The 15,359-nt window shown below is 37.2% G+C and carries 16 protein-coding genes and 1 tRNA gene; 7 read left to right on the top strand and 10 right to left on the bottom strand.

The window, feature by feature from the left end; translation table 11 throughout:
• The first annotated feature begins 62 nt into the window (after positions 1–62).
• Both KQI83_RS03715 and KQI83_RS03710 read left to right on the top strand, forming a co-directional pair.
• Positions 63–830: an ABC transporter ATP-binding protein gene (locus KQI83_RS03715; protein WP_216554834.1), complete on the top strand. Its 768-nt coding sequence runs from the start codon at positions 63–65 to the stop codon at positions 828–830.
• Positions 823–1,620, top strand: a complete 798-nt coding sequence (locus KQI83_RS03710; RefSeq protein ID WP_216554832.1) for an ABC transporter permease — start codon at positions 823–825, stop codon at positions 1,618–1,620. The genes KQI83_RS03715 and KQI83_RS03710 overlap by 8 nt, the downstream gene beginning before the upstream one ends.
• 106 nt (positions 1,621–1,726) lie before the next feature.
• Here KQI83_RS03710 and KQI83_RS03705 read toward each other — a convergent pair whose 3' ends face one another.
• The 10 genes from KQI83_RS03705 to KQI83_RS03660 all read right to left on the bottom strand — a co-directional run bounded on the left by KQI83_RS03705 (position 1,727) and on the right by KQI83_RS03660 (position 10,794).
• Entirely contained in the window at positions 1,727–2,065 is a 339-nt protein-coding gene (locus KQI83_RS03705) for a hypothetical protein (protein ID WP_216554831.1), read from the bottom strand.
• 32 nt (positions 2,066–2,097) lie between these two features.
• Positions 2,098–2,697: a 4'-phosphopantetheinyl transferase family protein gene (locus KQI83_RS03700; RefSeq protein ID WP_216554830.1), complete on the bottom strand. Its 600-nt coding sequence runs from the start codon at positions 2,695–2,697 to the stop codon at positions 2,098–2,100.
• Complete coding sequence (locus KQI83_RS03695) at positions 2,694–3,071, bottom strand: hypothetical protein (protein ID WP_216554829.1); 378 nt, start codon at positions 3,069–3,071, stop codon at positions 2,694–2,696. The genes KQI83_RS03700 and KQI83_RS03695 overlap by 4 nt, the downstream gene beginning before the upstream one ends.
• Before the next feature lie 83 nt (positions 3,072–3,154).
• Positions 3,155–3,514, bottom strand: coding sequence for a hypothetical protein (locus KQI83_RS03690; RefSeq protein WP_216554828.1), 360 nt, complete (start codon positions 3,512–3,514; stop codon positions 3,155–3,157).
• A gap of 178 nt (positions 3,515–3,692) precedes the next feature.
• Positions 3,693–3,765 (bottom strand) — tRNA-Thr (locus KQI83_RS03685).
• Between the two features lie 103 nt (positions 3,766–3,868).
• Positions 3,869–7,438, bottom strand: a complete 3,570-nt coding sequence (locus KQI83_RS03680) for an immunoglobulin-like domain-containing protein (RefSeq protein ID WP_216554826.1) — start codon at positions 7,436–7,438, stop codon at positions 3,869–3,871.
• Complete coding sequence (locus tag KQI83_RS03675; protein ID WP_216554824.1) at positions 7,401–7,844, bottom strand: lamin tail domain-containing protein; 444 nt, start codon at positions 7,842–7,844, stop codon at positions 7,401–7,403. Before KQI83_RS03675 ends, KQI83_RS03680 begins: the two co-directional genes overlap by 38 nt.
• Before the next feature lie 117 nt (positions 7,845–7,961).
• Positions 7,962–8,159, bottom strand: a complete 198-nt coding sequence (locus tag KQI83_RS03670) for a heavy-metal-associated domain-containing protein (protein WP_216554822.1) — start codon at positions 8,157–8,159, stop codon at positions 7,962–7,964.
• Positions 8,160–8,188: 29 nt separating this feature from the next.
• Positions 8,189–8,509, bottom strand: coding sequence for a metal-sensing transcriptional repressor (locus KQI83_RS03665; protein ID WP_216554820.1), 321 nt, complete (start codon positions 8,507–8,509; stop codon positions 8,189–8,191).
• A gap of 23 nt (positions 8,510–8,532) precedes the next feature.
• Positions 8,533–10,794 (bottom strand): heavy metal translocating P-type ATPase, encoded by a 2,262-nt coding sequence (locus tag KQI83_RS03660; RefSeq protein WP_216554818.1) that lies wholly within the window; start codon positions 10,792–10,794, stop codon positions 8,533–8,535.
• Positions 10,795–11,014: 220 nt separating this feature from the next.
• Here KQI83_RS03660 and KQI83_RS03655 point away from each other — a divergent pair, with 220 nt between their 5' ends.
• From KQI83_RS03655 to KQI83_RS16670, 5 genes are read left to right on the top strand one after another with little or no spacing between them, the layout of a single operon-like run.
• Positions 11,015–11,554, top strand: coding sequence for a helix-turn-helix domain-containing protein (locus tag KQI83_RS03655; RefSeq protein WP_216554817.1), 540 nt, complete (start codon positions 11,015–11,017; stop codon positions 11,552–11,554).
• Between the two features lie 11 nt (positions 11,555–11,565).
• Positions 11,566–12,639 carry a spermidine/putrescine ABC transporter ATP-binding protein gene (gene potA, locus KQI83_RS03650; protein WP_216554816.1) on the top strand — a complete coding sequence of 358 codons (1,074 nt, stop codon included), beginning with the start codon at positions 11,566–11,568 and terminating at the stop codon, positions 12,637–12,639.
• Positions 12,632–13,453 carry an ABC transporter permease gene (locus KQI83_RS03645; protein WP_216554815.1) on the top strand — a complete coding sequence of 274 codons (822 nt, stop codon included), beginning with the start codon at positions 12,632–12,634 and terminating at the stop codon, positions 13,451–13,453. Before potA ends, KQI83_RS03645 begins: the two co-directional genes overlap by 8 nt.
• Complete coding sequence (locus tag KQI83_RS16675) at positions 13,447–14,229, top strand: ABC transporter permease (RefSeq protein WP_253295485.1); 783 nt, start codon at positions 13,447–13,449, stop codon at positions 14,227–14,229. Before KQI83_RS03645 ends, KQI83_RS16675 begins: the two co-directional genes overlap by 7 nt.
• Before the next feature lie 24 nt (positions 14,230–14,253).
• Positions 14,254–15,315 (top strand): ABC transporter substrate-binding protein, encoded by a 1,062-nt coding sequence (locus KQI83_RS16670; RefSeq protein WP_253295484.1) that lies wholly within the window; start codon positions 14,254–14,256, stop codon positions 15,313–15,315.
• Positions 15,316–15,359 lie beyond the last annotated feature (44 nt).

Raw genomic sequence — 15,359 nt, 5'->3', positions numbered from 1 at the left:
TTTCTATATAGCACTCATACTCTTTTCCCACATATAATATACAAAAGAAACGGGAGATTCTTATGGAAAAACTTATGGAAATCAGCCATGTGAGTTACTCCTATCATACCTTAGAAGGAGAAACTCCGGCTTTAACGAATATAAATTTTACCGTTCATAAGGGTGACTTTTTAAGCATTGTAGGTCCCAGTGGTTGTGGAAAATCCACCTTATTATCTCTTCTTACGGGACTTATTGAGCCAGAACACGGCTCCATTTTGCTCTATGGTCAAAAACTCTTTGAAAAAGGCAGAGGCACTATCGGCTATATGCTGCAACATGATCACCTTTTTGAATGGCGCACCATTGAAAAAAACGTACTTTTAGGATTGGAAATACAAAACCGACTTACACCGGAAAATCAAGAAAAAGTCATGGATATGTTAAAACGTTATGGTTTGTACAAGTTCAAAGACGCAAGACCTTCTCAACTTTCCGGTGGCATGCGTCAACGTGCTGCACTGATTCGCACACTTGCCTTAGAACCTGAGTTATTATTATTAGACGAACCTTTTTCTGCCCTTGATTATCAGACAAGACTTACTGTTGGAGACGATATTGGCTCCATTATAAAAAAGGAACAAAAAACTGCCATCCTGGTTACCCATGACCTTTCCGAAGCTGTTAGCCTTGGCAATCAGGTTTTGGTACTCAGTAAACGTCCCGCTACCATAAAATCCATTGTACCAATCAATTTTTCTGATACTATGACTCCTCTGCAACGTAGAAATGCACCGGAATTCAAGGACTATTTCAATACTATCTGGAAGGAGCTGAACTCTGATGACTGAAATTTCTTTAGCACAACAAAATTTTTTATTAGCGCAAAAACGTCACAAACGCTCTGTCAGAACCAGCCGTTTGTGCATTTTTCTTTTATTTTTCGGACTTTGGGAAGTTGCTTCTCAAAGCGGACTTATTGATTCCTTTATTTTCAGTAGTCCCTCGAAGCTTTTCCTTTGCGCTTATGGCATGATATTAGATCATACACTTTTTACTAACATTGGCATTACACTTTTTGAAACCATCGTAAGCTTTCTACTTGTGATATTCTTTGCTCTTTTCATAACTATTATATTATGGTTTAATAAACACATTTCCGAAACTTTAGAACCATATCTGGTAGTTTTAAATAGCCTTCCCAAGTCTGCATTAGCTCCCCTTCTTATTGTGTGGCTTGGTGCAAATTACAATACTATTATTATTACCGGAATGTCCGTTGCTATCTTTGGTTCTATTTTAAGTCTCTACAATAGTTTTCAATCTGTAGATACAGAAAAAGTAAAGTTGATTTATACTCTTGGCGGAAATAAATTCCATGTGCTTACCAAAGTCGTACTCCCCTCCAGTCTCCCTTCTCTTTTTTCTATCATGAAGGTAAATATCGGACTTTGTCTGGTAGGTGTCATCATCGGTGAATTTATTGCTGCCCGTGCTGGTCTTGGCTATTTAATCATTTATGGCAGTCAGGTTTTCAAATTAGATTGGGTTATCCTAAGTATTGCAATTCTTTGTATTATTGCCATTGCACTCTACCAGGCAATTGCGATTGCAGAAAAATATTGTTTAAAACATCATTAAAAAGGTGGCTATACAGCCACCTTGCTATACAGCCACCTTTTCTTTATGTAATAGGAAATTGCGTCCTATTACATTAAAAACGCTCCACTAAGGAGATTCTATCCTTTTACAACTGTATATTCTCATGTATATTTTTTAGATTAATACGAATCAATCCTACTTCACTTAACTCTATCAACGTATAACGTTGTTCCTGTGTCAGTTCATCACTATATACCTGATTCTCATAATCGACCGCTACTGCCCTTGTCTGAAATATCATATAAAACAATGGTGAAATATTATCTGGTATTTCCAATAATAAATTCTTTTCTCTTCCTAATTCCATTAATGCTTCCAAATGTCCTTTGGGACATTCATATACATTTCCTTCATAGTCTACCACGCACGGACAATATCCTTTTGTATCTTCCTTATGTTTTTCAATAAACTCTTGCTTTGTCATATTATTCTTCACCTTCTATTATCTCTTTACTATTATACGCCGGGAATCCATTGCACGGTTACTTTTTCTTTTGCACACAAAGATATCCAATATTCCTTTTCCTGATACTGATAAAAATTTCCTGCTTTACTGCATATGATTCCGTTCTCTCCGGCCTCTTCTTTTGCAACAGTGAACGCTACTTCCTGCAATGGAATTCTCAATCCCTCGCCGGTCATTTTCACATAACTTTCTTTTAGTGTCCAAAGTTGGAAGAAACGACTTTCCTGTTCTGCCTCTTGTCCGTCCAAAATATATTTTCTTTCTAAACCGGTTGCACACTTTTTCAATATTGCCTTTCGAAAAGACTTTTTCTTTTCTGCATCCACGCCAATTTCAACATCCCCTATGGCACAAACCACCATTCCGTTGGTATTGCTGATATTAAATTGACATTGCTCTTTTCCTTTTAAATACGGCTTTCCATAAGAAAATCTTTCTATGACTTTTTCTGCCCCGTCTATTTGAAATATCTCTTTTAGTCCATAATCTAATATCTTATCTGCCAGTTCACGCTGATACCGGTGGTAATCGCCTATATAATTTTCCTTTTCCTTACAATACTTATAATAAACATTTACCTGATGATTCATGACTGACTCTTAGACTCTCTCATAAAATGAAGTGCAAAGATCGTAACCACATAAATAACTGCCGCAATTACCATAAAAACCGTCTCTTTAAAAATAATTCCTGCAACTATACTTATAATAATTTCTATTCCATGCACCCAAATAGGCATATCATGAAGACACACTCCTATCATAGATTCCAATACTAAAATTATACATACAATAACAATCGGCATATCCAGCAAAAAAATTCCTGCCAATATTGCCAACAACATTGCTATTCCATACGCTCCGGGAATTATATAATCTTTTTTCATTTTTTCCCCTCCATCATTTTTTATATTTTTTCTACTGGTTTTAAATTCTTCAATTACAATTTCTTCTCTATCATCCATTCCCCATTCCCCCTTGCCCATCTCTTTTTCTTCTTTTTCAACTATTCTATCTTAATTCCATTTGCTTTTACCCGATTGCCTTTTTAATTCTTTTTGGCTTTACATTCTTCTTTCCGTTGAATTGTCAAATCCAGCCCGCACCGATAACAATTTTTCTCCAAAAATGGATATACATACCCTTGCATTCTCTCTATCTTCGGAAGCTTCGCCTGACACCGTGGACATTGCCAACACCTACCCTTAAAATTGTAGAATTCTGCAAAAATTGTAAGAGCTACGCCAATGAAATAAATTACACCGCCAAGCGCACTTATTTTCACCAAAAACATTCCACCAAAAATCCACAAAAGACCGCATATACCTGTCAGCCAATTTCTTCTTCTCCAGCTCCTATATGCATATCCTCTTTTTATTGCTCGCTTTTCTTCCTTTGTCAACTCCATATTCAATTACTCCTTACGTTATTTTCTCCATCTCATGCATCACTTACACATTTTCCCTTACTATAACATACTTTAAAGAAAAATCCTAGCACAAAACTTTCTCTAATTTAACTTTTTTAATATCCTAATACACAAAAAGCATTTACCAAAATCTCTTAGATAATGATAAATGCTATTCAGCCAAAGAAGGGACTCGAACCCTCGACCTGCGCATTACGAATGCGACGCGCTACCAACTGCGCCACTTTGGCATATTGGAAACAAATCTTTAAATATTATAAAGGTTTTGGATAAAAAAATCAAGTAAAAAAAGCATTTATCAATATTATTACCTTTGACAAATGCTTTTTTGTATTACTTAAAGTCTTTCATCCGCTTTCTTTTAATTTTCACCATAGTTCCAAGCGTTACTAATCCTATTCCAAACCAGCCTAAGAATGTTGAATCACCAGTCTTTACTACATTATTGTATTCTACTGTAATTTTTCTTTCTGCCGTTGCTGTATTTCCGGCATTATCACTAACACGATAAACAATCACATAAGTTCCCGGTGTACGAATATCAAATTTTCCACTTATTTGTATTTTGTCTGTTAAATCTCCATCAACATCATCCAGCGCCGATACATCCTTTCGTACATCAAACGCTTCACCTACCTTTATTACCGCATCCCCGGGTACTGTAAGAACAGGTGCTGTTATATCTTTATTTTCTGTGCCTTCTCTTTTTTCTAAGACTGTAATATTTCTTGTTGTCTGCGCCTCATTTCCACTACTGTCACTAACTGTATAAACAATCGTATACAATCCCGGTGTATGAATATCAATGTTTCCACTTGTCTTAATCGCAGAGGTCAAATCCCCCTCTCTGTCATCCATTGCTGTAACACCATCCATGATTGTAAATTCTGCATCCTGTACTATTTCATTCTTTTCCGGAAGTGTAATTACTGGTGCTACAATATCCCGATTCAATGAAAAATATCTTACATCTGTACAAACGTTTCCTCCAAAATCATCTTTGATTTCTGCATACCATCCATAGACTCCATTTTGTGCATCGGTCCATGTGTATTCTGCTTTGCTTCCACTTTCCACATTCTTTACTTCTCCAATTACCTGATCCGTATACACATTTACATCAAAGTCCGTAGTGGATAAAACTTTTTCTTTCGAAACAATTCCAAGGTCTGCAAAAGGTATTTCAAAATCTTCTTCTCCTACAATCGCTTCTCCTCCAAGGTTACTATTATCCTTTGCATCATAATCATCTAATGATGGAGAATAGGTTCTTACGATAATTCTTTGTCCTTCCAGGTCAAAATGCATCAACCGCATATATCCCATTCCGCCTTCTGCTAATCCCTGATAGTCAAAAAGCATTTGATACACATTGCGTTCCGCTATACTATCTCCATCATCGTCAAACTGACTTACCACTGTCTGTGCATTATGATAATGTCCTGATAATACCATACATACATTCGGATTTTTGGAAACCACTTCATCATATACCCATTGCGGTTCTTCTCCCAAGCCACCACTGGCTAATAAATATTCATGGAAATTCAAAATTGCCTTTCTTTCCGGATACTGGCTTAATACCTCATTCATCCAATCGATTTCTTCATCTTCAATTCCCCATCCGGTGTATAGCATGATAAAATCAATACCACCTACTGTAATCAAATCATAGTGCTGACGATTATCCTTATTATTTCCGCCATACCATGGTCTGTTCTCATAACGACTTGCGCCAAAATACTTGCAATAATTTGTATAATCTCCACTTAAATGTCCTACATCATGATTTCCTGCAAGAATACCATAAGGAATTCCTGCATCATCCAATTTCTTATATGCGTTATCTGCATTTTCCCACCCCGGGATGAGTGGCGCATCATCAATAATATCTCCATCATGGAATAAATACTGAATATTCATTCTTGGCTGATTTGCAATAATCCAATCATGAATATCCAATTGATATTGATACTTTCCATCTACGTCCTTTTGAGGATTTCCCACATAGTCTTCATTATAATACTGGGTATCCGACTCAACTGCAAAGGTAAAATCATACTGATTTCTCGGTGTATCTTTTTCATTCGCTACTTTAACGTTTGGATTATCCGATGGCAATGCTGCTGCACCTTCTTCATACTGAACCGGTGTATACCCTTCTCCACTTTGAACCATTACCTTTACTTTTCCATTCTCAATATGGTCTTTCAGACTAATCAAAGCTGTCAATGACTTTTCGCCGTCTTCTTCTGTACTTTTTGTTTCCGCCAAATCCCATTTTCCTGTTACTACAGAATAAACATACAACTTCGTTTTCTCACTATTACTGTTTCCCTTCCATTTTACCTGAATCTGGTCATTTTCCGTTACCGTTTCTCCAACCTGAATTTCAAACTGTTGATACGGGAATCCGTTTAATGTCTCTATTTTTTCCTGTTGTTCTCCTGCTGTCATTTCTAATGAACGAAACTCATACGGAAGTTCTATTTTCTTTCCATCCAGCTTAGCAGTCACTGAGGAAACTCCTGAACCTTCTTCTACGAAAGACGGCTCAATTGTATAAGTTCCTTTACATACTTCTCCATCGGTTATATTGGAAATAATTTCCGCTGGTGTATTATCTACATGTACCGTCAATCTACGTTCTTCTCCCCCATCTTTTGCTGTAAACACATGTTCTCCATCTGCAAGGGTATTCGTATCCACATCATAACGAATTGCCTGATAAGCAGCATCCGGTGCAGTAAATTTAGCATGAAGAATTTCTATTTTTCCTGCTGAATCCCCCATATTTATAATCGTCTCCGGATTTTCATACCCTTTTGCGCGCAATGTTCTTCCATCTGGTAATACAAGACGTATGTTTTTCACTACAAAATCGTCATTATTTTCTTCATTGTGTTCTAACGGATTTGCCTTATTTCCTGCATGAATATCAATGGTCAAACTATCTCCTTTTACAAAATAAGAAGCATCCACATCATATCCTACGGTTGCCCAATTTTCATAAGTTCCCTCATTGAAAATTCCAATCACATTATCTCCAATCGCAATTGCATTTTTAAAAAATGTATCTGTTTGACTCACATCAATTAAAATTTTTGCGTTTCCCGCAATAGAACTTACAGTCTCTGCTGTTATATCCTTTTCATCTAACAAAAATTGGTCTCCTGTAGTTATAATTGAAGTTTCCCCTGATAGATACTGGTTATCTTCAGATTTATACTGATTTTTTTCCATTTCAAATCGCAAAGTATCTTCTTGTGAACTTGTAGAAGTTATCCTTTTTTCCTCAGTTACTACTGTATGAAAACCACCACTAACGATAAATCTATAATCAAAATACTTCTTTCCATACAAATCTACTGCTTCCATACTTTTCCGGAAAACATCACTATCTCCATTTTTCAATAAATTGTAGTTTTCATACTCTTCCATTGTATTATCTTTTACTTGAAGCACTACACGTTTAACAAAACCCATACCGGAAGATGCCTGTACTGAAAACGTCACTCCCCCGTCATTTTGAAACTCTGCCACTGTCTGATTATTAATTGTTGGCTCCTCATCCGGTATGCGAACCTCTGCATGCATTGGACTTTCTTCCGCAGTAACAACACCCGGAGTCGGTTCTGCATCATTTGCAAGCATAAGAGTCTTATTGGAAATAGCATCATAACGGTAAGTAATTCCTTTATCCGCATGTAGGTCTTTTACCCCTGCCACCATATTATACGCAACAAAATCTACCTGTTCTTTTGTTCTTGTAGTAAGACGAAGTGCTCTTGCACTGCCATTTGCCATTCCCCCATTATGAATTTCAAACAAATTTTTATTTAACTCTAAGTTCGTGTTAAACTTCTTATGAATTATGAAGTCCACCGCTATGTATCGTAGCAAGATTTCTTCCCATTTCAAGATTGGTACCATAATAGGTATTAAATTCTTCCGCTGTACAATCCTTGTTCCCATCATTAATAATCCATAATACTACTGTTTTTCCAGGTTCTATCGTAATCCCACTCTGATCAGGGCTCCAAATATCTCCATTATAAATTAATTCATATTGATTCAATTGAATGATTTGATTGCTTGTATTGTATAGTTCCACATATTCCCAGGCATCTGCCCCATTTACATTATCTGTATCTGCTACGATTTCTGTAATTATAACTGGAGTTTTCATATTTTCTGAACTTCCAGCCGCGTGAACATTACCCGACTGAAATAATATCAAGATTGTTGCCATACTTACAATTACTATACCTTTACGCAATGTCTTTTTTTCGTTTTTCCGTTTTTTCATAAAAAATAGTTCTCCTCTATTCTAAATTGTTGTCACCAGCTTTTAGAATAAAAGAAGAACTATTTTTCTACTACCGTTTTTTTGTAATTTTCATGTAAAATTACAGTAATTTGGAAACTACTCTACTACCACAGCTTCAAATCCCAAATCATCTAATGTTTCAATGGCTGTTTTTACGCAGTGCTCGCATCCATCAATGCTTACTGTTTTTTCTGCTAAATTTACCTCATGAGTAATTCCTGCTGCATCTAATGCTTTATTGATTCTCTCCACACATTTTTCACAATGCATATCTTCTGCTTTTAATACTGTCATTTTTCTTCCTCCTAATATTTTACATTCTATTACTTCATCAGCTTTTGAATTGTGCTGCAAAGTTCATCTACTACTTCTTCATTTCCTGCCTTAATATTTTCTACCACACAAGACTTAATATGCTCTGAAAGCAAACACTTTGAAAAACTGTTCAATGCAGACTGTATCGCCGATACCTGTGTTAAAATATCTACGCAGTAACGATTGTCTTCCACCATTGCCTTTACTCCTCGAACCTGTCCCTCGATTCGGTTCAGCCGGTGAACCATATCCTTAATTTCTTTTGAGCTACGTTCTTTTTTCTTCTCGCAGCAACAACACTCCTTGGTGCAATCTACTTCTTTTTCCATCTGTTGTTTCCTTTCTCGCCAAACTATTTTTCCAAGTTCAATCTGCGTAAACGCAATGCATTTCCTACTACGCACACAGAACTAAAGGACATTGCAAGTCCACCTAACATTGGGCTTAATAATGGACCTCCAAAGATATACAATACGCCTGCGGCTACCGGAATTCCTAAGCTGTTATAGAAAAATGCCCAGAAAAGATTTTCCTTAATATTGCGAATTGTTCCTCTACTTAATTTTACTGCTTTATAAACATCTTGTAAATCAGATTTCATCAAAACCACGTCACTAGACTCTAAAGCAATATCGCTTCCGTTTCCAATTGCCACTCCTACATCTGCCTGTACTAATGCGGGGGCATCATTAATTCCATCACCAGCCATTACCACTTTTTTGCCTTGTTGCTGCAATTCTGCCACAATTCTTGCCTTATCCTTTGGAAGTACCTCTGCAATCACCTGATTTACTCCTACTTCTGCGCCTATAAACTCTGCTGCTGCCTGATTATCGCCTGTCAGCATAATTACTTCCATTCCTGCTTTTTGTAAGCTGTGAATTGCTTCTTTACTACTATCCTTTACTGTATCAGACACTACAATGACACCTTCTGCTTTTCCATTTAGTACTACAAACATTGGTGTTTGTCCCTTTTTAGCACAACTTGCAGCCGCTTCTTCCAATTTAGAAATATCTTGCTTTTGTTCTTCCATAAATCGTCGGTTTCCAATGGAAACTGCGATATTTTGATATTTTGCCTGAATGCCTCTTCCGCTTACTGCCTCAAAATCACTCACATTTTCAGCAACTTCATTTCCAAGTAACGCATGCTCTTTTCCGTAATCTACCATTGCCTGTGCCAGGGGATGCTCTGAAAGTCGTTCACAGGCTGCTGCTATTTTCATTAATTCATCCTTCGCATAGTTACCGTTTTCTGAAAGAATGATTTCCACAACCTTGGGTTTTCCCTCTGTAATGGTTCCTGTCTTATCCAATACAACCGCATTGGTATTCTGCAATACTTCCAATGCCTCTCCACTTCGGAATAAAATTCCATGGTTTGCACCTAATCCGGTTCCTACCATAATGGCAGTTGGTGTTGCCAATCCAAGGGCACACGGACACGCAATAACTAACACCGATACAAAAATATTCAATATAAATGCTGTATCTTTTCCTGCTAAAAACCATCCAAATGCAGCAAGTACTGCAATCGCCATAACAACCGGTACAAAATACCCTGCTACCGTATCTGCCAGTTTGGATATTGGTGCTTTCTTTCCCTGTGCTTCTTCAATCATTTGAATAATCTTAGAAAGTGTAGTATCTTCTCCGGTTCTTGTTACCTTCATCTGCATGGTACCATTGTAGTTCATACTTCCACCGATAACTTCATCACCCATATGCTTTTCTACCGGAATGCTCTCTCCTGTCAACATGGACTCGTCTACGGAACTTTCTCCGGAGACTACCTCACCGTCTAATGGTATTTTACTGCCTGGCTTAATTAACAGAATCTCTCCTTCTGTAATTTCATCCGTAGGTACTTCTACTTCTTCTCCATCACGAATTAAGATAGAAGTATCCGGTGCCAATGCTATTAACTTACGAATTGCTTCTGAAGTTTTTCCTTTACTTCGGCTCTCCATGTATTTTCCCAGCATAATCAATGTAATTACAATTGCTGCTGCCTCATAGTACAAATGGTGAACTGCATGTTCATTGCCTGGAATCTGTATGGTCATCACAAGACTATATAAGAATGCACTTCCTGTTCCAATTGCTACTAAGGAATCCATATTAGGATGTCCGCGAAACAAGGTCTTAAATCCTACGGTATAGAATTTCCATCCACATATCATTACTGCCGCCGCTAATACTAACTGAGCAAGTGCAAAATTCATGGGATGCATCATCATATCCAAAAATCCTGGTAACGGAAGTGCCACTGGTAACATATGTCCCATGGAAATATAAAGAAGCGGAATAGAAAAAATTGCCGCTGCAATTAAACGATTACGTTTCTCTTTTACTTCCTTTAATTCCTGTGTACCAAATTCATCTGCATTTTCTGCATCAATATCCTTTGGCTCAAATCCAGCCTTGGTAATCTTATTTTTAATATCGGAAAGCTTTACCTTATCTGTATCATAGATAATATGGGCTCTTCGTGTGGTAAGATTCACATCACATGTCTCTACACCATCTAATTTTCTGGTAACACGCTCCACTGCTGCTGAACAGGAAGCACAAGTCATTCCGTTTACTTCTAAGTAGATATCTTTTTTCATTTCAAAGCCTCCTTTATACCCCCATGAGGTATGTATATCATAAAACATTCTATTCCACTTGTCAATATTTTTTATTATACACCGCATTGTTACAATTTTCCTTTTTACAATTTCTATTGTATTTTCATGACTTAATGTCTATAATATATCTTGTTTTGTTTATTATTATTAAACTCAGAATATATTATTAGTTTTATTTTTACAGAAAGGATGAACAAAGATGGATATTGGACATCGTATGAAAGAACTGCGTATTCAATATGGGCTTACCCAGCAGGAACTGGCTGACCGCAGTGAGCTTTCTAAGGGATTTATCTCCCAATTGGAACGTAATCTTACCTCTCCTTCTATTAGTACGCTATTAGACATTATTCAATGTCTTGGCACCACTCCATCTGAGTTTTTTACAGACGAAGAACCGGAACAACTGATTTTTCGACAGGAAGATTATTTCGAGAAGGAAAACGAACCTCTAGGCAGTACTACGAAATGGTTAATTCCCAATGCACAGAAAAATGCCATGGAGCCTATTCTTATGACATTACGTCCGGGAGGTTCTTCTGATACTCATCTTCCCCATGAAGCAGAAGAATTTGGCTATGTGCTAAAAGGCAGTATCAAATTACACTACGGTTCCCGCTCTTCTATTGTAAAAACCGGGGAAAGTTTTTATTTTAAATCTGGGAAAAAACATTATATTGAAAATTACGGCAACAGGGAGTCTACAATTCTTTGGATTACTACTCCCCCAAGCTTTTAGGAGGAACTTCCATGAGTAAAAAATTAATTGATTTACAACATATTACCAAATCCTATGACGGACACACAATTTTAGATGATCTGAATCTCTATATTCGTGAAAATGAATTTCTTACCCTGCTTGGTCCTTCCGGATGTGGTAAGACTACTACCCTACGTTTAATCGGCGGCTTTGAGTCCCCGGATAACGGTAAAATTATTTTTGACGGAAAAGATATTACCAATCTCGCACCAAATGAGCGTCAACTCAATACCGTGTTTCAGCGTTATGCTCTCTTTCCACACATGACTATTGCAGAAAATATTGCTTTTGGTCTAAAAATTAAGAAAAAAAGCAAGGATTATATTAATGATAAAATCAAATATGCACTAAAATTAGTGAATCTGGATGGTTTTGAAAAACGAAGCATTGATTCTCTAAGTGGTGGACAGCAACAGCGAATTGCCATTGCCCGTGCCATTGTAAATGAACCGAAGGTTTTACTTTTAGACGAACCATTAGGTGCTTTGGACTTAAAGCTTCGTCAGGATATGCAATATGAATTGATTCGTTTAAAAAATGAATTAGGCATTACTTTTATCTATGTTACCCATGATCAGGAAGAAGCCCTCACCATGTCTGATACCATTGTAGTTATGAATCAAGGTTATATTCAACAGATTGGAACACCGGAAGATATTTATAACGAGCCATGCAATGCCTTTGTAGCTGACTTTATCGGCGAAAGCAATATCATTGATGGTATTATGTTAGAAGACAAACTGGTAAAAATTTTAAATGTAACATTTCCATGTGTGGATGAAGGCTTTGGCACAAATACTCCGGTAGACGTAGTTATCCGCCCGGAAGATGTAGAACTGGTTGCTCCGGAACAGGAACTTTTATCCGGAGAAGTTACTTCTCTTATTTTCAAAGGTGTTCACTGGGAAATTGAGGTACTTGCCGGAGGATATGAATGGCTGGTTCATACTACCCAGATGCATCCTGTGGGTTCAAAAGTCGGAATCCGCGTAGACCCGTTTAACATTCAGATTATGAATAAACCGGAATCTAGTGATGAAAAGGCGGTGGAATTAGATGCGTAACTTAAAACGTCAGCTTTTTGCTGGTCCTTATATGATATGGATTGTTGGATTTATCCTGCTACCGGTAGTTATGATTCTCTACTATGCATTTACTACCTCCAGCGGTTCTTTTACCATATCCAATGTATTGACGATTACACACCCTATCTTTTTCCGGGCACTGCTGTTTTCTTTAAAACTGGCATTGGTCTGTACATTGATTTGTCTGGTATTGGCATATCCACTTGCCATGATACTAAATAATATGAAAAACGGAAGTCAGGGATTTATTGTGTTTATCTTCATTCTTCCTATGTGGATGAACTTTATGCTTCGAATCCTTGCCTGGAAAATGCTTCTATCCAATAACGGTATTATTAATACGATACTAGGCTTTTTCGGATTACCGGACCTTCATATTATTAATACTCCTGCGGCTGTTGTTCTTTGTATGGTGTACGATTTTCTTCCATTTATGGTACTGCCTATTTATAATGCCCTGGCTCGCATCAACCGTGATGTGATTGAGGCAGCAAAGGATCTTGGTGCCGGAAATATTACGATTTTCTTTAAAATCATTGTACCTTTAAGCATGTCAGGTGTAATCAGCGGTATTATCATGGTATTTGTACCTGCATTAACTTCTTTCGCTGTTTCTGACTTATTGGGTGGTGGAAAAGTTTTATTAATAGGAAATATTATTGAACAGGCATTTACCCAGGACTATAACTGGAACCTTGGGGCAGGTCTTTCCTTTGTATTAATGATTTTTGTATTAGTCAGCATGACACTTGTAAATTCTCGTGATACCGAAGGAGGTGCTAACGTATGGTAAAAAAATCAGCAGAACGTATTTACTTAACCTTGATTTTTCTATTTCTCTATCTGCCTATTGCTGTTTTAATTGTACTCTCTTTTAACAATTCTAAATCCAGAGTATACTGGGGCGGATTTACCTTGAAATGGTATCAGAAAATGATTACAAGTCCTACGATTATGAAGGCTTTTGGAACCACCATTATAATATCACTTGCTTCTGCCCTCATTGCCACCTTGCTTGGCACCCTTGCCGCTTTGGGTATTAATGCAATGAAAAAGCGGAATCAGACCATTATGCTTGGCGCAACAAACATTCCCATGTTAAATGCGGATATTGTAACCGGTATTTCCATGATGCTTTTGTTCGTGAGATTTACCCGTCTTGGTATGGGAACTGTTCTGATTGCACATATTACATTTAATATTCCTTATGTTATCTTAAATGTATTACCAAAATTGCGTCAGACCAGTAAATACACTTACGAAGCAGCTTTAGACCTTGGTGCTACACCTTTATACGCTTTTTTCAAAATCACCTGGCCACAGTTGCGCCCCGGCGTATTATCCGGCTTCCTTATGGCGATGACTATGTCCCTGGATGACTTTTCCATTACTTACTTTACAAAAGGTGCCGGAATTAATACCTTATCTACGATGATTTATACAAATATGCGAAAAGGTATTAACCCTGAAATGTATGCCTTGTCTACGATTTTATTTATGGCAGCATTGATACTCTTACTTCTGATGAACTTTGGTCCTTCTGCCAAACGTGAAAAAGCAAGTAAGTAATTCCATAGAAAAGGAGTAATCTCTATGAAAAAGAAATTAATTGCTATTTTTTGTGCTACATTAACCGCTCTGACTCTTTTTAGCGGATGCGGTTCTAAAAAATCAGAAAATACACTTACCGTTTTAAACTATGGAAAATATATTGATCCAGAAGTTTTAGAACTCTTTGAAAAAGAAACCGGAATTCATGTGGATTATGAAGAGTATATTACCCCTGAAAATATGTATACCAAATACAAAGCGGGAGCGATTGACTACGACCTTATCTGCACCTCCGACTATATGGTTGAAAAACTTATCAAAGAAGGTCAGGTCTTAGAAATGAATTATGACAATATTCCATTGGCAGAAAATCTTGATAAAGCTTATTTTGATTTTTCCAAGTCTTTCGACCCGGATACCAAATACACCCTTCCTTATTTCTTCGGAACTGTAGGAATTTTATATAATAAAAATATGGTGGATGAATCCAAAGTGGATTCTTGGGATATTCTCTGGGACAAAGATTACGATGGACAGATTATCATGCCGGATTCCGTTCGAGATGCCTTTATGGTTGCTTTAAAACGTCTTGGATATTCTCTTAATACTTCCGATGAAAAAGAACTTCGTGAGGCCCAGGAATTGCTTTTAAAGCAAAAGTCCATGATTTACTCTTATCTGGTGGATGAAGCACAGGACGAAATGATTGCAGAAAATGCAGCTATGGCTGTTGTTTATTCCGGAGAAGCAGGACTTGCTATGGACTACAATGATAATCTTGCTTTCTCTGTTCCAAAGGAAGGTTCCAATATGTGGATTGACTCTTGGTTCATTCCCAAAACCTGTACCAATCAGGAAAATGCAGAAAAGTTTCTGAACTTCCTATGTCGTGAAGATATTGCAGCAATGAATTTTGACTATGTCTACTATGCTACTCCTAACACCAAGGTAGTGGAGCAATTAGACCCGGATTTACAGGCGAACACTACCATCTTTCCACCGAAGGATATCCTTAATAACTGTGAAGTATTAAAATCATTAGATGATGATACTACTACTCTTTACAGTGAACTTTGGCTGGAACTAAAAGCCTACTCCGAGTAACGCATACGCTATACGCAAATATCAAATTTTCTTTTATTTACTTG

It is taken from the genome of Roseburia sp. MSJ-14, from assembly GCF_018918225.1.
Lineage (GTDB): Bacteria > Bacillota > Clostridia > Lachnospirales > Lachnospiraceae > Petralouisia.
This window is presented reverse-complemented; position numbering and strand designations above follow the sequence as displayed.